General features: G+C 46.3%; 22 protein-coding genes, 1 pseudogene and 2 other annotated features. All 23 genes and pseudogenes read right to left on the bottom strand.

Features of this window, described 5'->3' with window-relative positions; translation table 11 throughout:
• Positions 1–38: 38 nt before the first annotated feature.
• The 23 genes and pseudogenes from rpsL to MBEAL2_RS22730 all read right to left on the bottom strand — a co-directional run bounded on the left by rpsL (position 39) and on the right by MBEAL2_RS22730 (position 22,212).
• Entirely contained in the window at positions 39–461 is a 423-nt protein-coding gene (rpsL, locus tag MBEAL2_RS22835; RefSeq protein ID WP_047154548.1) for a 30S ribosomal protein S12, read from the bottom strand.
• Positions 462–607: 146 nt separating this feature from the next.
• Positions 608–862, bottom strand: a complete 255-nt coding sequence (locus MBEAL2_RS22830) for a 50S ribosomal protein L7ae-like protein (protein ID WP_047154547.1) — start codon at positions 860–862, stop codon at positions 608–610.
• Positions 863–948: 86 nt separating this feature from the next.
• The gene (gene rpoC, locus MBEAL2_RS22825; protein WP_047154546.1) at positions 949–4,593 is read right to left on the bottom strand and encodes a DNA-directed RNA polymerase subunit beta'; all 3,645 of its coding nucleotides are present in this window, start codon (positions 4,591–4,593) and stop codon (positions 949–951) included.
• 35 nt (positions 4,594–4,628) lie between these two features.
• Positions 4,629–8,156, bottom strand: a complete 3,528-nt coding sequence (gene rpoB, locus MBEAL2_RS22820) for a DNA-directed RNA polymerase subunit beta (RefSeq protein WP_047154545.1) — start codon at positions 8,154–8,156, stop codon at positions 4,629–4,631.
• 310 nt (positions 8,157–8,466) lie between these two features.
• Positions 8,467–9,066 carry a class I SAM-dependent methyltransferase gene (locus tag MBEAL2_RS22815; RefSeq protein ID WP_047154544.1) on the bottom strand — a complete coding sequence of 200 codons (600 nt, stop codon included), beginning with the start codon at positions 9,064–9,066 and terminating at the stop codon, positions 8,467–8,469.
• Positions 9,067–9,179: 113 nt separating this feature from the next.
• Positions 9,180–9,545: a 50S ribosomal protein L7/L12 gene (gene rplL / locus MBEAL2_RS22810; RefSeq protein WP_047154543.1), complete on the bottom strand. Its 366-nt coding sequence runs from the start codon at positions 9,543–9,545 to the stop codon at positions 9,180–9,182.
• A 29-nt stretch (positions 9,546–9,574) separates the two neighbouring features.
• Positions 9,575–10,075 (bottom strand): 50S ribosomal protein L10, encoded by a 501-nt coding sequence (rplJ, locus tag MBEAL2_RS22805; RefSeq protein ID WP_047154542.1) that lies wholly within the window; start codon positions 10,073–10,075, stop codon positions 9,575–9,577.
• A 23-nt stretch (positions 10,076–10,098) separates the two neighbouring features.
• Positions 10,099–10,227, bottom strand: a sequence feature (ribosomal protein L10 leader region).
• Positions 10,228–10,272: 45 nt separating this feature from the next.
• Positions 10,273–10,974 carry a 50S ribosomal protein L1 gene (rplA, locus tag MBEAL2_RS22800; protein ID WP_047154541.1) on the bottom strand — a complete coding sequence of 234 codons (702 nt, stop codon included), beginning with the start codon at positions 10,972–10,974 and terminating at the stop codon, positions 10,273–10,275.
• Positions 10,975–11,101: 127 nt separating this feature from the next.
• A complete protein-coding gene (gene rplK, locus MBEAL2_RS22795; RefSeq protein ID WP_047154540.1) occupies positions 11,102–11,527 on the bottom strand; it encodes a 50S ribosomal protein L11 in 426 nt (141 codons plus the stop codon).
• Between the two features lie 84 nt (positions 11,528–11,611).
• Positions 11,612–12,145 carry a transcription termination/antitermination protein NusG gene (gene nusG, locus MBEAL2_RS22790; protein WP_047154539.1) on the bottom strand — a complete coding sequence of 178 codons (534 nt, stop codon included), beginning with the start codon at positions 12,143–12,145 and terminating at the stop codon, positions 11,612–11,614.
• 39 nt (positions 12,146–12,184) lie between these two features.
• The gene (secE, locus tag MBEAL2_RS22785; protein WP_047154538.1) at positions 12,185–12,394 is read right to left on the bottom strand and encodes a preprotein translocase subunit SecE; all 210 of its coding nucleotides are present in this window, start codon (positions 12,392–12,394) and stop codon (positions 12,185–12,187) included.
• A gap of 36 nt (positions 12,395–12,430) precedes the next feature.
• Positions 12,431–12,580 carry a 50S ribosomal protein L33 gene (gene rpmG, locus MBEAL2_RS30570; protein WP_082130106.1) on the bottom strand — a complete coding sequence of 50 codons (150 nt, stop codon included), beginning with the start codon at positions 12,578–12,580 and terminating at the stop codon, positions 12,431–12,433.
• Between the two features lie 270 nt (positions 12,581–12,850).
• On the bottom strand, positions 12,851–13,495 hold the full coding sequence (sigH, locus tag MBEAL2_RS22780; protein WP_047154537.1) for an RNA polymerase sporulation sigma factor SigH: 645 nt from the start codon (positions 13,493–13,495) through the stop codon (positions 12,851–12,853).
• Between the two features lie 72 nt (positions 13,496–13,567).
• Positions 13,568–14,080, bottom strand: a complete 513-nt coding sequence (locus MBEAL2_RS22775) for an NYN domain-containing protein (RefSeq protein ID WP_047154536.1) — start codon at positions 14,078–14,080, stop codon at positions 13,568–13,570.
• Between the two features lie 12 nt (positions 14,081–14,092).
• Positions 14,093–14,836 carry a 23S rRNA (guanosine(2251)-2'-O)-methyltransferase RlmB gene (rlmB, locus tag MBEAL2_RS22770; RefSeq protein ID WP_047154535.1) on the bottom strand — a complete coding sequence of 248 codons (744 nt, stop codon included), beginning with the start codon at positions 14,834–14,836 and terminating at the stop codon, positions 14,093–14,095.
• 29 nt (positions 14,837–14,865) lie between these two features.
• Positions 14,866–15,282 carry a Mini-ribonuclease 3 gene (locus MBEAL2_RS22765; protein WP_047154534.1) on the bottom strand — a complete coding sequence of 139 codons (417 nt, stop codon included), beginning with the start codon at positions 15,280–15,282 and terminating at the stop codon, positions 14,866–14,868.
• A 16-nt stretch (positions 15,283–15,298) separates the two neighbouring features.
• Positions 15,299–16,714: a cysteine--tRNA ligase gene (gene cysS, locus MBEAL2_RS22760; protein ID WP_047154533.1), complete on the bottom strand. Its 1,416-nt coding sequence runs from the start codon at positions 16,712–16,714 to the stop codon at positions 15,299–15,301.
• On the bottom strand, positions 16,707–17,369 hold the full coding sequence (gene cysE, locus MBEAL2_RS22755) for a serine O-acetyltransferase (RefSeq protein WP_047154532.1): 663 nt from the start codon (positions 17,367–17,369) through the stop codon (positions 16,707–16,709). Before cysE ends, cysS begins: the two co-directional genes overlap by 8 nt.
• 59 nt (positions 17,370–17,428) lie before the next feature.
• Positions 17,429–17,662, bottom strand: a binding site (T-box leader).
• Positions 17,663–17,664: 2 nt separating this feature from the next.
• Positions 17,665–19,142 (bottom strand): annotated as a pseudogene (gene gltX, locus MBEAL2_RS22750) (glutamate--tRNA ligase).
• A 51-nt stretch (positions 19,143–19,193) separates the two neighbouring features.
• On the bottom strand, positions 19,194–19,676 hold the full coding sequence (gene ispF / locus MBEAL2_RS22745) for a 2-C-methyl-D-erythritol 2,4-cyclodiphosphate synthase (protein ID WP_047154531.1): 483 nt from the start codon (positions 19,674–19,676) through the stop codon (positions 19,194–19,196).
• Positions 19,677–20,360 (bottom strand): 2-C-methyl-D-erythritol 4-phosphate cytidylyltransferase, encoded by a 684-nt coding sequence (ispD, locus tag MBEAL2_RS22740; protein WP_047154530.1) that lies wholly within the window; start codon positions 20,358–20,360, stop codon positions 19,677–19,679.
• A gap of 16 nt (positions 20,361–20,376) precedes the next feature.
• Positions 20,377–21,471, bottom strand: coding sequence for a PIN/TRAM domain-containing protein (locus tag MBEAL2_RS22735; RefSeq protein ID WP_047154529.1), 1,095 nt, complete (start codon positions 21,469–21,471; stop codon positions 20,377–20,379).
• Between the two features lie 246 nt (positions 21,472–21,717).
• Positions 21,718–22,212, bottom strand: coding sequence for a CarD family transcriptional regulator (locus tag MBEAL2_RS22730; protein WP_201780842.1), 495 nt, complete (start codon positions 22,210–22,212; stop codon positions 21,718–21,720).
• Positions 22,213–22,407: the final 195 nt, after the last annotated feature.

The raw sequence follows: 22,407 nt of genomic DNA, 5'->3' as shown, positions 1-22,407 counted from the left end.
AGTTTTGAATGAATCGTTTTGTTTCGCGTTAAGCTATATTAAGCTTTAGGCGCTTTTGGACGTTTTGTACCGTATTTGGAACGGGATTGCAGGCGGTTTTGCACACCGGCAGTATCAAGAGCTCCACGTACGATTTTGTAACGCACACCTGGTAAGTCCTTCACACGGCCACCACGGATAAGAACAACACTGTGCTCTTGCAGGTTATGGCCGATTCCTGGGATATACGCAGTAACCTCGATTCCGTTTGTTAAACGAACACGAGCGTATTTACGCAGGGCAGAGTTTGGCTTCTTCGGTGTCATTGTACCAACACGAGTACATACCCCACGCTTTTGTGGAGAGTTTGTGTTGGTCAACTCTTTCTTCATACTGTTGTATCCCTTACCAAGAGCCGGGGATTTAGATTTGTAAACTTTACTTTCGCGACCTTTACGCACCAGCTGATTAATAGTTGGCATTCGTCGCACCTCCTTCCAAACTATACATATTTAAGACCACAGGTCCTGGTGGTTCATAAAAAAGCAAATGAAAGGTTTTTGCCACTGCGTGTCTGGTATGAAACACGCACCAGACACGCAGCCATAAGGCAAAAACAGAATTTGACTTACATATGATATTTAACAGCAACCACCGCAGTACCTACATCGATTCCACACGCTTTACCAAGCCTGCGCATTGAATCAACATAATGAACCGGCAGACCTTTATCTTTGCATAAGGAAATAATCTTTCCGACTACCCTTGCATCCGCATCCCTGGCAACGATGACTTCCGATACGGAATTTGTTTCAATCGCCCGGGCCGTCTGCTTTGTGCCGATGATAATTGACGCAGCCTGTTCAACTTTTTCATAAGACATTTACATATCCTCCAAAGCACAGGTGTTAGGCACACTCAAATATCATATCACCTATCACGAGCCGTGTCAACACATTTTGATTTGATTTATTTTTCTACCATCACATCGTATTCTTCTGCCGATGCGAAAGAATTGCCAGCTTCTTTTTCTCCCTGCGGGAGTAAATCATGCTGGAGAGTAATGTTACGGTATCGGTTCATTCCCGTTCCCGCTGGAACAAGTTTACCAATGATAACATTCTCCTTGAGACCTAACAGGCGGTCAACTTTTCCTTTAATCGCTGCGTCGGTAAGAACGCGTGTTGTTTCCTGGAAGGAAGCCGCGGAAAGGAACGAGTCGGTTTCAAGAGACGCCTTCGTAATACCAAGGAGGATTGGGCGGGCAACAGCCGGCTGTTTTCCATCCCATAGCGTCTTTCTATTCGCCTCTTCAAACTGATGAATCTCTACGAAGGAACCTGGCAGCAAGTCGGTTTCTCCGCTGTCGATGACGCGAACTTTACGCAGCATTTGGCGAATCATAACCTCAACGTGCTTGTCGTTGATTTCTACCCCCTGCATACGATATACCTTCTGTACTTCTTGCAGGATATAATACTGAACACCGCGCATACCGCGAATCTTCAGCATTTCCTTCGGATCGATTGAACCTTCGGTGAGTTCCTGCCCGATATCCACCTTCGCACCAACCGTTACTTTTAGGCGCGAGCCATAAGGAATTTGATACACCTTATTCTCTGTCTCACCGCGCACTTCTACCTCACGGCGGTCTTTGCCTTCGCGAATGTCGATAACTTCACCCTCGATTTCGGTAATAACCGCCTGGCCCTTCGGATTCCGTGCTTCAAACAACTCTTGAATACGTGGAAGACCCTGTGTGATATCGTCTCCGGCAACCCCACCAGTATGGAATGTACGCATCGTTAACTGTGTACCCGGTTCCCCGATAGACTGAGCTGCGATAATACCAACCGCTTCGCCGACGTCCACTTCTTTTCCGGTTGCAAGGTTCCGGCCGTAGCACTTCTTACATACGCCATGCTGTGTACGACAGCCGATAACAGAACGAATCATTACTTCTTCAATACCTGCAGCAACGATTTCATCCGCAAGATCTTCATCAATAAGCTCATTCCTTCCAACCATAACCTCTCCTGTTTCAGGATGGCGCAGGGTTTGGAAAGCATACCGTCCAACAAGGCGATCGTACAGATCTTCGATGATTTCATTACCATCACGAATTGCACGGGCGGGAACCCCTTTATCCGTACCACAATCTTCTTCACGGGCGATAACATCCTGCGCAACGTCAACGAGTCGGCGTGTTAGGTAACCGGAGTCAGCGGTACGAAGAGCAGTATCCGCAAGACCTTTCCGCGCACCATGGGTAGAAATAAAGTATTCCAAGACGGTAAGACCTTCACGGAAGTTCGATTTAATCGGAAGCTCAATGATACGTCCGGATGGGTTTGCCATAAGACCCCGCATACCTGCCAGCTGGGTAATCTGAGAAACGTTACCACGGGCACCGGAAGTCGCCATCATGTTAATCGCATTGAATTTATCAAGAGACTTCATCAATACGGTTGTAACATCATCCTTTGCCTTACTCCAGATGGAGATAACACGGTCGTATCTTTCATTTTCTGTGATTAAACCGCGACGGAACTGCTGCATAACCATATCAACCTTTTTGTCCGCTTCTGCAAGAATATCCTGCTTCTCCGGTGGCGTAGTAATGTCAGAAACCGCAACGGTAATTCCAGCTTTTGTCGAGAATTTAAATCCGTTCGCTTTGATTTTATCAAGAATGACGGACGTCTCCGTTGTACCGAATCGGCGGAAACACTCGGAAATAATCGTACCAAGGTACCCTTTTTTCACCGCATCCTGTTCCGGCAGCTGCTTAATAAATTCTTTTACATCCGTACCTTTTTCAAAGATGAAGAATTTATCAGGTGTCTGTTTCTGAAGATTACTCTTCGTTGGTTCGTTAAGATACGGCAGTTCAGGCGGGAAAATCTCGTTAAAGATGAGCTTTCCGACTGTCGTAACCATTAGGTAAGCATCCTGCTGCCTTGGAGTAAGCGAAGTTTTATTCAAATTTTGCGGCGGCACCGCGATACGCGTATGCAGTGTAATATGGTCATTTGCGTACGCTGAAATAGCCTGGTCAGCGTTCGGGAAGATTTTCCCCTCACCCTTAGCCTTGCCGTCTTCCATTGTCAGATAGAACGTACCAAGAACCATATCCTGAGATGGGGTAACAACAGGTTTTCCGTCCTTCGGATTCAGGATATTCTGAGCTGCCAGCATAAGAATGCGGGCTTCAGCCTGAGCTTCAGCAGAAAGCGGAACGTGAACCGCCATTTGGTCACCGTCGAAGTCAGCGTTGTACGCTGTACAAACAAGCGGATGCAGACGAATGGCACGGCCTTCTACAAGCGTTGGTTCAAACGCCTGGATTCCCAATCTATGCAGTGTGGGGGCACGGTTTAAAAGAACCGGGTGTTCTTTAATTACATCCTCGAGCACATCCCATACTTCAGGGTGAATTCTCTCTACCTTGCGTTTAGCAGATTTAATATTATGGGCAAGCCCCTGACTTACAAGCTCTTTCATTACAAAAGGCTTGAATAATTCAAGTGCCATTTCTTTTGGAAGACCGCACTGGTACATCTTCAGATGTGGCCCTACAACGATAACGGAACGGCCGGAGTAGTCAACACGTTTACCGAGCAGGTTTTGGCGGAAACGTCCTTGCTTCCCTTTCAGCATATGGCTGAGGGACTTCAATGGACGGTTACCTGGACCTGTTACCGGACGGCCACGGCGTCCGTTGTCGATAAGCGCATCTACCGCTTCCTGAAGCATCCGCTTTTCGTTTTGAACGATAATATCCGGAGCACCGAGATCAAGCAGACGCTTCAACCGGTTATTCCGGTTAATCACACGGCGGTACAAATCGTTTAAGTCAGAAGTCGCAAAGCGGCCCCCATCAAGCTGTACCATTGGGCGCAATTCGGGAGGAATAACCGGAAGCACATCAAGAACCATCCAATCAGGACGATTTCCCGAGTTCCGGAATGATTCCAACACCTCAAGGCGCTTAATGACACGTGTGCGGCGCTGACCCTGTGCGGATTTCAGCTCTTCCTTCAGGTAATCAACTTCTTTATCAAGGTCGATTTCTGCCAGCAGTCTTTTGATGGATTCTGCACCCATCGAAGCTGAGAAGGCTGTACCGTATTTTTCCCGGTAATTCCGAAATTCCTTTTCAGAAAGCAATTGCTTCTTTTCAAGTGGTGTTTCACCTGGGTCTGTTACAACATAAGAGGCAAAGTAAATAACTTCTTCAAGAGACCGGGGGGACATGTCAAGCACAAGGCCCATCCGGCTCGGAATCCCCTTGAAGTACCAGATATGGGAGACAGGGGCAGCAAGCTCAATATGCCCCATGCGTTCCCGGCGGACTTTTGCACGTGTAACCTCTACACCGCATCGGTCACATACTACACCTTTATAGCGAACACGCTTGTACTTTCCGCAATGGCATTCCCAGTCCTTTGTAGGTCCGAAGATTTTTTCGCAGAACAAGCCTTCTTTTTCCGGCTTCAATGTCCGGTAGTTAATCGTTTCAGGCTTCTTCACTTCACCGAAGGACCAGGAACGGATTTTATCCGGTGATGCGAGACCGATTTTCATATACTCAAAATTATTCACATCTAACAAGGCGCATACCTCCCATTACTTCCCGGCTTCATCCTTTATTCTTCGACACCGCTGATGTTCAGGTTCAGTTTCTCACCGGACGCTTCCTCATCCTCATCCGAATCACGCATTTCAATCTCCTGCTCATCTTCGGATAGAATCTTCACGTCCATACCTAAACTCTGCAACTCTTTAATCAATACTTTAAAGGACTCCGGTACACCAGGTTCCGGTACATTTTCTCCCTTAACAATGGCTTCATATGTTTTCACACGACCAACAACATCATCCGACTTGACCGTGAGAATTTCCTGAAGAGTATACGCTGCTCCATAAGCTTCGAGAGCCCATACCTCCATCTCCCCGAAACGCTGTCCACCGAATTGTGCTTTACCGCCAAGTGGCTGCTGCGTAACGAGAGAGTACGGTCCTGTGGAACGCGCATGGATTTTATCGTCAACCATGTGGGCCAATTTAATCATATACATGACACCAACGGTTACCGTACGGTCGAATGGTTCACCTGTCCGGCCGTCATATAAAACCGTTTTTCCGCTTCTGCTTAAGCCGGCTTCTTCCAATGTATCGAACACATCATCTTCTGTTGCACCGTCAAATACCGGTGTTGCGATATGAATACCAAGCATTTTGGCCGCCATTCCAAGGTGAACCTCCAGCGCCTGGCCGATATTCATCCGTGAAGGTACACCCAGTGGATTTAATACAACCTGTACTGGCGTGCCATCCGGCAGGAACGGCATATCTTCTTCCGGAAGAATACGGGCAATAACCCCTTTGTTTCCGTGGCGTCCGGCCATTTTATCCCCTACGGAAATCTTCCGCTTCTGGGCAATATAGCAGCGAACGAGCTGGTTTACACCCGGCGGCAGTTCATCGCCGTTATCACGGGTAAACACTTTAACGTCGACGACAATACCGGAACCACCGTGCGGCACACGGAGTGACGTATCACGTACTTCACGCGCTTTCTCGCCGAAAATCGCGTGGAGCAGGCGTTCTTCTGCTGTCAGCTCTGTAACACCCTTTGGCGTTACTTTTCCGACAAGAATATCACCGTCATTGATTTCCGCACCGATGCGGATAATACCACGTTCATCAAGGTTGCGGAGAGCATCTTCCCCTACATTCGGAATATCGCGGGTAATCTCTTCCGGTCCAAGCTTCGTATCCCGCGCTTCGGCTTCGTACTCTTCTATATGAATCGACGTATACACGTCTTCTTTTACAAGCTTCTCACTAAGCAGGATCGCATCCTCATAGTTGTAACCTTCCCATGTCATGAAGGCAACGACTACGTTACGTCCAAGCGCCAGTTCACCGGCTTCTGTAGAAGGGCCGTCAGCAATGATGTCGCCGGCTGCTACAACCTCGCCTCTTTTAATAATCGGGCGCTGGTTAATGCATGTTCCCTGGTTGGAACGTTCGAATTTGTGTAGCTTATATTTATCGATGTCGCCCATGATTGTGCGCCCATCCAGTTCTTCCTGGCGGCGTACCCAAATCTCGCGGGCGGTTACGCGTTCGACCACACCCGGGCGGCGAACAACTATCGCTACGCCGGAGTCTTTCGCCGATTTATGCTCCATCCCTGTACCGATGAACGGCGCTTCCGGAACAAGTAGAGGCACGGCCTGCCGCTGCATGTTCGCACCCATGAGTGCACGATTGGCGTCATCGTTTTCAAGGAACGGAATCATTGCTGTCGCAACAGATACAACCTGTCTCGGTGATACATCCATGAAATCGACCTTATCGCGTGGAACGGTAACGATTTCGCCTCTGCGGCGGCAAATAACCGTTTCATTAATAAATTCGCCTTCATCCGTCAGCGGTGTATTTGCCTGCGCAACGTTGTAAACATCTTCTTCATCCGCAGTCATGTAGTCGATCTGCATCGTAATGCGGCCCGTTTCCGGATCGACCTTGCGGCGCGGTGTTTCAATAAATCCATATTCATTAATCCGAGCATAGCTGGAAAGTGAATTGATCAACCCGATATTCGGACCTTCCGGTGTCTCGATTGGACACATGCGGCCATAGTGGGAGTAGTGAACGTCACGCACTTCGAAGCCTGCGCGCTCACGAGTAAGTCCACCTGGTCCAAGCGCCGATAGACGGCGTTTATGTGTCAACTCTGCCAGCGGATTCGTTTGATCCATAAACTGCGACAACTGAGAACTTCCGAAGAACTCTTTAATCGACGCAATGACAGGGCGTATGTTAATTAAAGCCTGAGGCGTAATGGCATTCGCATCCTGAATCGACATCCGTTCGCGAACCACACGTTCCATACGGGAAAGCCCGATACGGAACTGGTTTTGGAGCAATTCCCCTACAGAACGGAGACGGCGGTTTCCAAGATGGTCAATATCATCTGTTGTTCCGACCCCATGGAGTAAATTAATAAAGTAGTTAATAGAAGCAATAATATCAGCCGGTGTAATATGCTTAATGGTTTTATCAATTATACCGTTCGCTGTTACTTTAATAACTTTCCCGTCTTCAATCGGCGAGAAAATATTAATGGATTGGAGGCGGATATCTTCTTCCAGCACACCACCACGCGGCTTGGCTGTAACAAATCCAACATGATCTTCCAGAAGAGGCAAAATGCGATCAAGCAAACGGCGGTCAATCATTTGTCCCGCTTCTGCAAGAATCTCTCCTGTCTCTGCATCAACAAGAGTTTCAGCCAACCGCTGATTATACAAGCGATTCTTGATATGTAGCTTCTTGTTGATTTTGTAACGGCCTACGTTAGCCAGATCATATCTCTTTGGATCGAAGAATCGGGACACCAGGAGACTTTTCGCATTTTCTACAGTAGGCGGTTCACCCGGGCGCAATCTTTCATAAATCTCAATTAACGCCTTCTCTGTAGAATCTGTATTGTCTTTCTCCAGTGTGTTCTTAATATACTCGTCTTCGCCGAGCAAATTTAAGATTTCCACATCTGTACCAAAGCCTAATGAACGCAAAAGAACCGTAACGGGTATTTTTCTTGTACGGTCAATACGAACATAAATAATATCTTTAGCATCAGTTTCAAGCTCAAGCCAGGCCCCACGATTCGGAATCACTGTCGCTGTGTACGCCTGCTTACCGTTTTTATCTACTTTTGTGCTGAAATAAACGCTGGGAGAACGAACAAGCTGACTGACAATGACCCTTTCAGCTCCATTAATTACGAAAGTACCCGTCTCTGTCATAAGCGGGAAATCACCCATAAATACTTCCTGTTCTTTGACTTCTCCCGTTTCCTTGTTAATGAGACGAACTTTCACGCGCAGCGGAGCAGCATACGTTACATCACGTTCTTTGGATTCATCCACAGAATACTTGGGCTCGCCCAGGCTATAGTCGATAAATTCCAAAACGAGATTACCTGTGAAATCCTGAATCGGAGAAATGTCATGAAACATTTCGCGCAGTCCTTCATCAAGGAACCACTGATACGATTTCTGTTGGATTTCAATCAAGTTTGGTAATTCCATTACCTCTTGAATTCTTGAGTAACTGCGACGCTGGCGATGACGTCCAGACTGAATTAGATGACCTGCCAACTTATTCACCTCTCAAACCGAGTTTTTGCACAAAAAAGAACAAAGTCTCCCTTAATAGAAGACTTTATTATTAATTTAAAGAACCGATCGTCACTATTACATTAAGATTCCCGAAATGTAATAGTTTCATACCAATTCTTACGACCTTCCTTTATTCCAACAAAAAAAGGTTGACAATTTATGCAATTTCCACTTATACGTCCATAAGATCAGTGGCATTAAATAACGATATCACAACGGAAAAGCAATGTCAAACAGAAAATTAAATAATAAAAAATCTTGCCTTTCCCCTTCGGGCCGGTCGGCAATTTTAACGCTTTGTTGCGCGGAAGATGTGGTAGCCTTTCTTTTTTGCTACATCCTCGACCTTGTCATATAATTCGTTTAGCTTTGCGAAGGCGGAAGGAGCCCCTTGCTTTTTTTGAATCACAACCCACAGGCTTCCTCCTGGTTTTAGATGCGCATGGGCTTGTTCGAATATCCCGTGTACAACCTGTTTTCCCGCACGGATCGGCGGGTTTGTCAGGATCGCATCGTACATATCTTCGTCCGCGATAGCGGAGAACAAATCACTGACCCAGGCCCTTGCATTACCCAGTCCGTTTAATTGAAGATTTCGGTTCGCCAGCGCCACTGCTCTTTCGTTGACGTCTACCATGTCTACTTTTCCTGAAGGGGTAAGGGCGGCGGCACACATGCCAATCGGACCATACCCGCATCCCACATCCAGAACGTCCATGCCATCTGTAATTTCCATCGTTTCAACGAGCAGCACACTGCCAAAATCAATTCGATCCTTAGAAAAAACACCGCGATCCGTCACAAACCGAAAATCTCTATCCCTGAGCGTAAACGTAAACGTTTGTTCTTTACTGTCGGTTCCAGGTTGATTCGTATAGTAATGCTCCATGTATGTCACCACTTTTCACATCGGTTTCTTCTATTATATCCTTTCCCTTCCTTTATACAAAAAAGTCCGGCGTATTGTAATACGCCGGACTTTTTATGAGAAGGCAGTAAAAACTACTTAACTTCTACAGATGCGCCAGCTTCTTCAAGCTTAGCTTTGATGCCTTCAGCATCTTCTTTAGAAATGCCTTCTTTAACGTTAGCAGGAGCGCCATCAACCATAGCTTTTGCTTCTTTCAAGCCAAGGCCAGTGATTTCGCGAACTACTTTGATTACGTTGATTTTAGAACCACCAGCGCTTGTAAGAATAACTGTGAATTCAGTTTGTTCAGCTTCAGCAGCGCCACCAGCAGCGCCACCAGCCATTGCTACAGGAGCAGCAGCCGTTACGCCGAATTCTTCTTCAATTGCTTTAACAAGGTCGTTCAGTTCAAGAACGGACATTTCTTTAATCGCTTCAATGATTTGTTCTTTACTCATTGGATAGATCCTCCTAACAGATATTTAGATTAAGCCTCTTGGCCTTCTTTTTGGTCACCGACAGCTTTAACAGCAAGAGCAAAGTTGCGCATAGGAGCTTGGAGCACGCTAAGCAACATAGAAAGCAGACCTTCGCGGTTTGGCAGGCTGGCAATTGCTTTCACTTCATCAGCAGTCATTGCTTTACCTTCCATAACCCCACCCTTGATTTCAAGAGCGTCGTTTGTTTTCGCGAAGTCTGATAAGATTTTCGCAGCAGCCATTTCATCTTCTGTGCTGAACGCGATAGCAGTTGGGCCTGTTAACATTTCATCAAGTTCTGTTAACCCAACTTCAGCCGTTGCACGGCGAGCAAGTGTGTTCTTATAAACTTTAAAATCAACACCAGCTTCACGGCAAAGCTTGCGAAGTTGTGTAACTTGAGCAACGTTTAATCCACGGTAGTCAGTTAATACTGTACTTTTGCTAGCGCGAAGCTTTTCAGCAATCTCACTAACAACCTGCGATTTTTCTTCACGTACGGACATCATTACACCTCCTGTAGCATGAGACTTTTATAATGAAAAAAGCCCACGCAGACATGCGAAGGCTTCGAAATTTATATTCTTCAGCACCTCGGAAGGATAATTAAGCTGAGGCAAAACCTCGCACCTTCTGTCTACGGTAACGGCATATTCATTTGTCAACAAAAACTAGATTATCACTTTGAAAAAAGAATGTCAAGCAATTATTTTGTTGCGCCGATTTTCAAAGTGTTTACACGTACGCCAGGTCCCATTGTAGAGCTGATCGTAACATTTTGCATATACGTACCTTTTGCTGCAGCAGGCTTCGCTTTTAGAAGAGCATCAGCAAGCGTACGAAGGTTTTCTTCAAGCTTATCAGCTTCGAAAGAAACTTTACCGATTGGAGCGTGGATGTTACCCGCTTTATCTGTACGGTACTCAATTTTACCGGCTTTGATTTCTCTTACAGCTCTTTCTACTTCAAACGTAACAGTACCTGTTTTCGGGTTTGGCATCAAGCCCTTCGGTCCAAGCACACGACCAAGTTTACCAACAGTTCCCATCATGTCTGGCGTTGCAACAACAACGTCAAAATCGAACCATCCCTGTTGGATTTTGTTTACATATTCTTCATCGCCTACATAATCTGCACCAGCAGCTTCGGCTTCTTTTGCTTTTTCTCCTTTAGCAAACACAAGAACACGTTGTGTTTTACCTGTTCCGTGCGGTAATACAACCGCGCCACGGATTTGTTGATCGTTCTTACGAGGATCAACGCCAAGACGAAAAGCTGCTTCAACAGTTTCGTCGAATTTAGCTTTGGAAGCTTTTTTCACAAGTTCAATGGCTTCATTTATTTCATACTGGTTCGCACGGTCAATTAGCTTGGTAGCTTCTTGATAGTTTTTTCCTTTTTTAGACACTTTCATTTCCTCCTCAATTGTGGTTATAACGGTTTTGCCTCCCACGAAAGAAGGTTGCGCGCATAACGGAATTTTCTCCGCTTTTTACACAACCCCCCGGTAGAAACCTATCTGGTTAGCTTACGAATTAGTCTTCGATTGTGATACCCATGCTGCGAGCAGTACCTTCTACCATACGCATAGCAGACTCGACGTTTGCAGCGTTCAGGTCAGGCATTTTAAGCTCAGCAATTTCGCGAACTTTATCGCGTTTCACGGTAGCAACCTTCGTCTTATTCGGTACAGCAGAACCGGATTCAATTCCCGCTGCTTTCTTCAGAAGAACGGCAGCCGGCGGAGTTTTTGTAATGAATGTAAATGAACGGTCTTCGAACACAGTAATTTCAACCGGGATAATAAGACCCGCCTGATCTTGTGTACGAGCATTGAATTCTTTACAGAAACCCATGATATTCACACCAGCCTGACCAAGTGCCGGACCAACCGGTGGTGCTGGATTTGCTTTGCCTGCAGGAATTTGCAGCTTAACCATTTTAATTACCTTTTTAGCCATGTAACACACCTCCTAAAACAGTAGCTTTCGATGAATAGAGATTTGTCTACTCTAAGAGAAACGAAAAAAACAAATGGTAAACATCTATAATTTAGCCACTTGAGTAAAATCTAACTCAACCGGTGTTTCTCTTCCAAACATATCAACCAAAACTCGTACTTTGCGCTTGTCCATTTGAATCTCTTCAATGGAACCAACCATATTGGCGAACGGACCTTCTTTTACCCTGACCGTTTCCTTTAATGCAAAGTCTATACGTTGCACGGATTCTTCCATGCCCATCTGCTTCATAATCGTTGTTACTTCTTCAGGAAGTAAAGGAGTCGGTTTTGAACCTGCACCTGCGGAGCCAACGAATCCGGTTACACCCGGGGTATTCCGCACAACATACCAGGAATCATCCGTCATCGCCATTTCAACGAGAACATAACCTGGAAAAACCTTCTTCGTTACAACTTTTTTCTTGCCGTCACGAACTTCGGTTTCTTCTTCTGTCGGAATCATGACACGGAAGATCTTGTCTTCCATCCCCATAGACTCAACCCGTTTTTCGAGGTTTGTTTTAACTTTATTCTCATAACCTGAATAAGTATGAACAACATACCAGCGTTTTTCCATGATTCGAGGACAAACAGGTGTCCTTAACCCCCCTAATGATTATTTCCCTGCCTTAAAAAGAAGTCCAAGGAGTTGGGAAATACCTAGATCAATGATTGCGAAGAAGACAGCGATGAGCACAACTGTTACGATAACCACGAGCGTATAAGAGGTTAACTCCTTACGAGTAGGCCATGTAACTTTCTTCAATTCGGTCCAGACCTCTTTGAGAAAGACCGGTCCGCGTTTGAGTCTATCTATAAAACCCATAACGCACCCCCAATTACTTTAACTCTCCAAAAAAAATTAGCGAGTCTCACGATGAAGAGTATGGTCATTACAGAATTTGCAATGTTTCTTCATCTCGATGCGATCCGTTTGCTTACGTTTGTTTTTGGTTGTGGTATAGTTGCGCTGTTTGCACTCGGTGCACGCTAGAGTCACAGTTACCCGCATGATGTTACACCTCCCACATAATTGGCTTATATCGCCTATCGTTTATTAAAAGCATAAAGTAAAACCGTGTAAGTACACGGCTACCTCCAATACTTTATCACAATGGAATTTTGGAGTCAAATATTTTTTACTTGTACCCATTGTTGCCCCTTATCGTTTCATTCATACCTTTCATAAGCGGGAGGGAATTTCACTGCAGTGTACCTTGCAGCGCAAATGCACACAAAAAAAAAGACAGGGCTGTTCACCCTGTCCTTCATTAGAAATAGGTTATACCTGCGAAACTTCACGTACTTCCAGGTATTTTTCGAGCTTTCTTTTTACACGCTGGAGGGCATTGTCGATGGATTTCACGTGCCTGCTCAAGTCAACGGCAATCTCCTGATAGGAGCGGCCATCGAGATACAGAAGAAGAACCTGCTGTTCCAAATCGCTCAAAATCTCACTCATTTTGTCTTCGATGTCGTCATATTCTTCCTGGTTAATAATAAGCTCCTCCGGGTCCGTGACCCGGGTACCGCAGATAATATCCAGCAAAGTACGATCAGAATCTTCGTCATAAATCGGTTTGTCCAACGAAACATACGAATTAAGCGGAATATGTTTCTGCCGGGTAGCTGTCTTAATTGCTGTAATAATCTGGCGTGTAATGCACAATTCGGCAAATGCTTTAAAAGAAGCGAGCTTGTCCCCTCTAAAATCCCGAATTGATTTATACAGGCCAATCATACCTTCCTGCACAATATCTTCGCGGTCCGCTCCAATAAGAAAATAAGAGCGAGCTTTCGCACGGACAAAATTCCTGTACTTATTGATCAAATATTCCAGTGCATCGCTATCGCCTAACCGTACAAGATCCACAATATCTTCATCGTACAGAACGTCATAACGGGTATGGTCTGCAACGCCCAACATTATCCCTCCGACCTGCCATCATGCATCAGATAAAGATATTATACATTATGTAACCTTGCAGCGTCAATGAAATCAGGTGTTCCCCCGGCGCCAATTTTCGAATTTTTTTTTAATTTCGTCACTCAATTCAAGCCCTCTTCCCTTGGGCTGTTGTTTCGTTTCCTTGACCTTCTCGCCAATATCCTGGTGAACCTGCTTCATATCGATCCACAATTCCCTCGCTGATTTACGCAGGGCCCCATAACCAAAGGTAACCCGCTGCTCCGTATAGTCGGAGGTGGCTACATAAATCTGGCGGTGGCGATGGAAAAGCTCGAAGACAAGGCGCTCAATGCATTCATCGGCAGTTTCCTTCTCTTTTGTGTAGCGAATATCGAGGCGGTATTCTTTCATCTTCTTTCCCTGGCCCTTTACATTGTGGGCGTCGAAAACAACTATGACCCGAATCCCCGTGTATCCCTGATATTCCGCCAGAAAACCGAGCAAATCATCTCTGGCTTCCTCCAGGCTTATATGCTTCTTTTCCTTTAACCGTTTCCAATCCCCGATTACGTTGTACCCATCAACGATTAATATTTCCTCCATGGTCTCTCATCCCTATTTAGACAGAGGGTGGCGCTGGCGATATACCTCATACATGAGCAGCGCCCCGGCCACCGAAGCATTCAGTGACGTTACGCGCCCTGTCATTGGCAATTGGAGGGTAAAATCACATTTTTCTTTTACCAGCCTGCTCATCCCCTTGCCTTCACTGCCTATAACAAGGGCAATCCCCATATCAAACCGCGCTTCACGGAATTCCTGTTCCCCGGATGCGTCCGTTCCTGCCACCCAAATATTCCGCTCTTTTAACTCTTCTATCGTACGGGCAATGTTTGTTACACGGGCGACAGGGACGTATTCGATCGCACCGGCAGATGCCTTGGCGACGGTAGAAGTAAGCCCGGCGGAGCGGCGCTTTGGAATAATAACCCCGTGCACTCCGGTTGCATCTGCTGTCCGCAGGATGGATCCCAAATTGTGCGGGTCTTCGATTTCATCAAGGATGACCAAAAAAGGGGGCTGACCGGCCTCTTCAGCTCTCCGCAATATATCTTCCACTTCCACATAGTCATATGCTGCAATATAGGCAAGAACCCCCTGGTGGCTTTCACCTTCCGCCACTTGGTCAAGCTTTTTGCGCGGAACGATTTGAACAGTGACACCCGCCTCCTTTGCCAGAGCGGTTACCTGTCCCGTCACGCCTTTCTGGGAGCCTTCCGCAATCCAGATCTTATTAATGGAACGGCCAGATCGCAGTGCTTCAAGAATCGGGTTTTTTCCTACGATATATTCACTCATATTGAACCCCTCTTATTCCAATGTAATGGTCACTCGTTTTTCTGCAAACTTTCATTTACCCAGGAAATCGCATGGGATAAAATCTCGTCCAGACGCTCATCCTGCTTGGAAAGATAAAGGAAGCCAAGCAGTGCTTCAAAACCGGTGCTTAGCCGGTACTCCGCAACATCTGCATTTTTGGGCATCGTCGCGGACTTCGCATTTCTGCCCCGCTTTAGAACCGCCTGCTCTTCCTCACTCAAGCGGTCCCAAATCCCATGTACAATCGAGGCCTGGGCTTTGGCAGAAACATAGCGAATGGCCCGCCGCTGAAGCAGGTTGGGCTTTACTTCTCCGCCCGCTAAAAGATGCTGCCGGACACGGATCTCCAATACGGCATCTCCCATATAGGCGAGGGCAAGTGAATTCAATTGTCTCGGGTCTCTTGTTAAGTCGTCACGTTCCATATTTTATGTCCCCCGGCTATTTTCTGTGCCAGCGCACTCCCTGCGGCGTATCCTCAAGAACAATTCCTGCTTCCTGAAGCTGGTTGCGGATTCCATCTGCTCTGGCAAAATTCTTCTCTTTGCGTGCATTCACCCGTTCGGCAATGAGGGCGTCTATTTCTTCATCGGAAGGACCCGAGCTGTTCCGTTCATCCCCTTCACCAAAAGCAATGCCGAGAACACCCCCCAGTTCAGTAAAAAGGGATAGGTAAGCTTCCAGGAGCCGCTTCTTAACCTTATCCGCTGCAAGAAGCTGGTTGGCCCCCCGAACCATGTCAAACAGAATCGTTAAACCGTCGGCTGTATTGAAATCATTATCCATCTCTTCGATGAAGCGCGTCCGGTACGACTCAAGTTCTTTATATTCTTCTTCCGTTACCGTCGCATCGTTGGCCGCCAGGAAGCGGTGCTTAAGATTACGGACAGCCGTATCAATCCGTTCAATGCTATTCGCGGCCTGCCGCAGCAATTCATCACTGAAGTTTATCGGATTGCGATAGTGCCCACTTAACATAAAAAACCGAATAATACGTGGTGCGTAATCCTGGCACAAGTTTTTAACCAGGATGACATTGCCCACAGACTTGGACATCTTTTCATTTTCAATATTAATATACCCATTATGCATCCAGTATGTAGCCATCGGATGGCCGGTATAGCATTCTGTCTGGGCAATTTCATTCTCATGGTGCGGAAATGTTAAATCATGCCCTCCGCCATGGATATCAAACGTTTCCCCTAAATACTTCATCGACATCGCCGAGCATTCGATATGCCAGCCCGGTCTTCCTTCCCCCCAGGGGCTATCCCATGAAATCTCGCCCGGTTTTGCTCCTTTCCAAAGAACAAAATCAAGGGGGTTCTCTTTCTTTTCATTCACCTCGATCCGGGCACCTGCCTGGAGATCTTCAACATTCTGATGAGACAGCTTTCCATAAGCCGGGAACGAAGCGGTGCGAAAATATACATCCCCGCCTGCCGCATAGGCATGGCCTTTTTCAATGAGTGCTTTAATAAAAGAAATGATTTCCGGAATGTGCTCCGTCACCTTCGGATGAACATCTGCCTCTTTCACTCCGAGCGCTCTCACATCTTCTTTAAAAGCCTGGATAAACTGGCCGGCTACCTGATCCACTGCCTGCCCTAGTTCTTCCGCCTTTTTAATAATCTTGTCGTCTATATCCGTGAAATTCTGAACGTACGTAACCTCATATCCTCTATAGCTGAGGTAGCGGCGCACCACGTCAAATACGATCGGCGGGCGGGCGTTTCCAATGTGAATGAAATTATATACCGTCGGGCCGCATACGTACATTTTCACTTTACCCGGCTCGAGCGTCATCATTTCTTCTTTTTTTCTCGTGAGAGTATTGTATATTTTAATCTTATTCATTGAGGTATTCTTCCTCCTTGCTTTTTTTTAATCGATGAACTTCCTGTCTAAGGCCATCGAGTTCTTTCTGCATGGATCGCAGAACTTCGCCTATCGGGTCACCCAGATTCGTATGATCGAAATCCTGCTTTATTCTAACGCCATTTTGAACGATAATCCTTCCCGGAATTCCTACGACCGTCGAATTGGGCGGTACTTCTTGAAGCACAACAGAACCTGCACCAATTTTTGAGTTGTTACCAATTTTCATGGAGCCAAGCACTTTGGCCCCGGAAGCAATGAGTACATTATCGCCGATTGTTGGGTGGCGTTTGCCTTTTTCCTTGCCGGTACCGCCGAGTGTAACCCCCTGGTACAGGGTTACGTCATCTCCGATCTCGCACGTCTCTCCAATCACTACCCCCATCCCATGATCAATAAAAAGGCCTTTCCCTATTTTGGCCCCCGGATGGATCTCAATCCCTGTAGCGAACCTGCCAACCTGAGAGACAACACGGGCAAGCGTATAAAATTTATTTTTCCACAGCCTGTGGCTTATACGGTGATACCAGATAGCATGCAGCCCGGAATACGTGAGCATCACTTCGAGAGCACTCCTCGCCGCCGGATCGCGCTCCATAACAACTTGAATGTCCTCCCGTATTCTCTTAAACATAGTTCCCACCTCTTCCCTTTACTCGATACATAAAAAAAGCCTCCATAGCCTAAAAAGACTACAGAGGCGGTCGTTCCGCGGTTCCACTCTGATTTACCCCGGCTTACCCAGGGTACACTCAAGCCCGTAACGAGGGAAACGAAGCCCCCTACTTTTCTCATTCAGGGACTTAGCTCACGGATGCATTTCCGAAGGGAGAGAATGGGTCACTTTCAGCACAGAATTTCTTTCATTCCGGCGACCCTCTCTGGGATTCTCCTATCCTTCGTACTTCTTCCGCTCATTGCTGTTACAATTATTTTATGATTTGCTCATAGCGATTGATTACATCCAGAATTCTTTCCGCTACTTTTTCACGGCCAAGAAGAAAAAGGGTTTTTTCCAGGTCACGTCCGTGTGTTGCACCCGTTGCAGCGACCCGTACCGGCATGAAAAGCTTCTTGCCTTTATGCCCTGTTGATTTCTGCACAGCCTTCAATGCCGCTTTAATCGTTTCCGGTGCATAATCGTCGAGAGAATGATTTCTTCATGGAAAGCTTTCATTACTTCAGGAACTTGCTCTTCTCCAAGCACCTGCTTTGCTTCCTCATTATATTCAACTTCGTCCGCAAAGAAAAGTGAAGCAAGCTCTACAATCTCTGCCGCATACTGCAGCTGCTCCTGATAGAGGGCAACGATTTGTTTTGCCCATTCTCGCCGTTCATCGCTCAATTGTTCCGGCAGCTGGCCCGCCTTTTGCATGTGCGGATAGCAAAGCTCTGCAATGCGTTCAACCGGCGCCTCTTTAATATAATGATTGTTCATCCAATTTAACTTGTTGACGTCAAAAACGGCCGGAGACTTAGATACCCGATTCAGAGAGAACTGTGCAATAAGCTCCTCTTTCGTGAAAATCTCCTCTTCTCCTTCAGGAGACCAGCCAAGAAGTGCCAGGAAGTTCATCAGTGCTTCAGGCAAATACCCAAGTTCTCTGTATTGCTCAACAAATTGAATAATCGACTCGTCGCGTTTGCTCATCTTCTGGCGATCGGGGTTTAGAATAAGGGAAACGTGTGCAAAGTCAGGAGTTTCCCAGCCAAACGCCTCATAGATCGCTAACTGCCGGGGCGTGTTGGAAAGGTGTTCTTCCCCTCGGATGACATGCGTAATTTCCATTAAATGATCATCGATCGTCACGGCGAAATTGTATGTTGGAATCCCATCCGGGCGGGCAATAACGAAATCACCAATCCCATTCGAATCAAATTCCACTTCACCACGCACGTGGTCATGCACAACATAGTTACGGTCATCTGGCACACGGAAACGAATCGATGAAGTTCGCCCTTCCGCCTTATATGCTTCCACCTGTTCAGCTGTTAAGGAACGGCATCTTCCCATATAGCGAGGCGTTTCTCCTTTTGCCTTTAACGCTTCACGCTCTTCGTTTAATTCTTCTTCCGTACAATAGCAGTGGTACGCTTTCCCTTCCGCTACCAGCTTGTTCACATGATCTGTATAAATGTCAAGGCGATCCATCGAACGGTAAGGACCTACCTCTCCCTCTTTGTCGATGCTTTCATCCCACTCCGTACCGAACCAGCGCAGGCTCTTAATAAGCTTCGCTTCTGCGTCTTCCACGTTTCGCTTTCGGTCTGTATCCTCAATACGGATAATAAAACTTCCGCCATGGTGACGGGCAAACAAGTAATTAAACAGTGCCGAACGGGCACCGCCGATATGTAAATGTCCGGTCGGACTTGGAGCAAATCGTACACGGATTTGTTTCGACATGAACTGCCACCATCCTTACCCTTTTTCTAATCGAAGTTTTTGTACATCCTATTATAGTCCTTCCTTCTGCAACAATACAACCGCCATCGAAGCGATTCCTTCCTCACGGCCTGTAAACCCAAGCTTTTCCGTTGTTGTCGCCTTTACGTTTATTTTACCTATCTCCGATTCCAGGCAGCGCGCAAGCGTTTCTCTTATCTGTTCTATGTGCGGAGCCATCTTTGGCCGCTGGGCAATAATGGTTGCATCCACGTTTCCCAGTATGTATCCTTTGGTCCGAACAAGCTTCCATACATTTCGAAGCAGCTCTTTGCTGTCAGCATCTTTAAATGCATCATCCGTATCAGGGAAGTGTTTTCCGATGTCCCCCATCCCCAGTGCCCCTAAAATCGCATCTGTAATCGCATGAAGCAAAACATCGGCGTCGGAATGCCCGAGCAAGCCTTTCTCAAAAGGGATTTCTATGCCCCCAATAATAAGCTTACGCCCTTCCACCAGCTGATGGACATCATATCCTTGTCCGATTCGTATCATCTAGATTTCTCCTTTTCTCTGCCTAAGGATTGCCTCTCCCACAAGAAGATCATCCTGTGTCGTCAGCTTAATATTCGTGTATTCACCCTCAACAATATGAACCTCCTGCCCCATCCGCTCAACAAGCGAGGCATCATCCGTTCCGATAAATTCTTCTTTGCTTGCCCGCTGGTGGGCCTCCAGAATGAGAGAACGAGCAAAAGCTTGTGGCGTTTGCACAGCCCACAAGCTCTTTCTCGGGGGTGTACTGATAACAGTCCCCTGATCGCTTACCTGTTTAATTGTATCCTTGACCGGAACAGCAAGAATAGCAGACCCTAATTGTTTTACCGTCTTGATTAACCGAAGAAGCGCGCCACGGGAAACAAAGGGACGCGCCCCATCGTGAATCAAAACATAGTCGGAGAAACGAAGAGCGTTAAGTCCCATACGTACACTGTCCTGGCGTTCCGCCCCTCCGGCCACTACCTTAACGTCCGGATAACTACCCAGCAGCCGCCTCATACGGGACACATCCTCCGCCCCTGTTACGACGACAATTTCAGCTACATCCTCTAATTCGGTAAAAAGAGCAAGTGTGTGAAGAAGAACGGCTTTGCCATCCAGTTCGATAAATTGCTTTTTCACAGAGCCGCCCATTCTTTTCCCCTGGCCTGCCGCTGCGATGACTACCCCTATCGCCATACCGTTCACTCATTTCCTACAACGCTTTTTCCATTAACTTAGGCTTCGCGAAAATCATCCGGCCCGCTGATGTTTGCAGTACACTCGTTACAACTACATCAATTACAGTTCCGATATATTCACGCCCGCCTTCGACAACGATCATCGTTCCGTCGTCCAGGTAAGCCACTCCCTGTCCGTTCTCTTTTCCGTCTTTGATAACCTGGACATGCAGTTCTTCTCCAGGAAGAACAACCGGTTTCACTGCATTAGCAAGATCATTAATATTTAGAACAGAAACACCCTGCAATTCGCACACCTTGTTAAGGTTAAAGTCATTTGTTACAACTTTTCCTTTCATTACCTTGGCAAGCTTAACGAGTTTGCTGTCAACCTCGCTAATGTCTTCAAAATCCTGATCGGTAATGATAACCTTCACCTTAAGCTCTTTCTGGATTTTATTCAAAATATCAAGTCCGCGGCGCCCGCGATTCCGCTTCAGGGCGTCAGAAGAATCTGCGATATGCTGAAGCTCTTCCAGAACGAACTCCGGAATTACGAGTGCGCCTTCAATAAATTCCGTTTTGCAAATATCGGCAATCCGCCCGTCGATAATAACGCTCGTATCAAGAATTTTGTATTCCGTGCCGCTTGCTCCTTGCTTTTCTTCTTTTTTCTTTTCTCTGTTCAGGCGGCCAATTGAAAATACAGACATAATTTCATCCCGTTTACGCAATCCTACCTGAAACCCGATATATCCGCATAATACGGAGATAAGCAAAGGCAATAACTTCGCAACGATCGGAATTGGAATGCTACTGATAGGGAGAAAAAGTAAAAATGCAACTATAAGTCCAATAATAAGCCCCATAGCCCCAAACAAGACATCCGTTATCGGAAGCTTGATTAATGTCTCCTCGCTGCGATGTATGCTTCTCACAAGATACTCTGTTGGTCTGGTTGTAAGCAAGAAAAACACCAACGCTCCAAGCACAGCTCCAATATACTCCGCTCCCGGTACTTTCCCAATGTTAATGAGGGAGCCAAGCAGCGCAGCCAGATCCGGCCCGAACTGATAACCCAGTCCTGCGCCAACTAAAAGAAAGAACAACTGGATAATTCTTTTTAACATACATTCACCTCCTTTTTTTCTTTCTATTCCATTATAGTCATATCTACCAAATAAAAAACGGTTTAAACCAAAAACAACAGGAAAAAAGAAAGTTCAGTCCACTTGCCTTTCCCTTCCGCGGGGAAGAGGAGACTGTCCTCCCTTTTTTCTAACGTTTTTGACCTTGCGGTCTTTTTCTCTACGACTTTAAAGCAACATACACTTTCTTTAACAACAAAAAAGCTTCTCTTAGAGAAGCTTTCCCCTCTAACTATTAACAACCTGGTCCAACAAATCCGTTGCCTGGTCCTGATCCATGTCTTTCACGAGCACAAGCTCACTCAACAAAATCTGGCGGGCATTGTCCAGCATTTTTCGCTCGCCTGTTGAAAGCCCCTTCTCTCTTTCCCTTCTCATTAAATCCCGGACAACATGGGCTACTTCGAAAATATCCCCGGTCCGCATTTTGTCCATGTTCATACGATACCTGCGATTCCAATTGGTTGATAAATCTGACTCTTCATGACGCAAAATCATTAGCACGTTCTCCATGTCATGGGTATCAATTACCTCGCGAATGCCAAGGTTCGTGACCTTCGCCATCGGAATCATAACCTGCATGTTCCCAACCGGCATCTTCATGACATAATACTGCTGTTTCTCCCCTAGGATTTCTTTCTCTTCAATGGCTTCTATCACACCTGCACCATGCATCGGATAAACAATTTTGTCGCCAATTTGAAACAACAAATCCACCCCCAACAGAGTATCCACCTTCAAGATAACAAAAATACACTTAGATGTCAAATTGAAATTTAATATAATATCATATGTAAAAGAATTATGTCAATAAAACTTAAAAAAATATTTACAAATAAAAAAAGAGCGCCCATTTGGAGAGCTCTGCAAAAGGGCACTTTATGAAGACAGGAGTACCGAAGGTACTCAAAAAAAATG

Origin of the sequence: Aneurinibacillus tyrosinisolvens (assembly GCF_001015055.1) — a bacterium.
Lineage (GTDB): Bacteria > Bacillota > Bacilli > Aneurinibacillales > Aneurinibacillaceae > Aneurinibacillus_A > Aneurinibacillus_A tyrosinisolvens.
The sequence above is the reverse complement of the archived record's forward strand: the minus strand, read 5'-3'. Positions and strand labels throughout refer to the sequence as shown.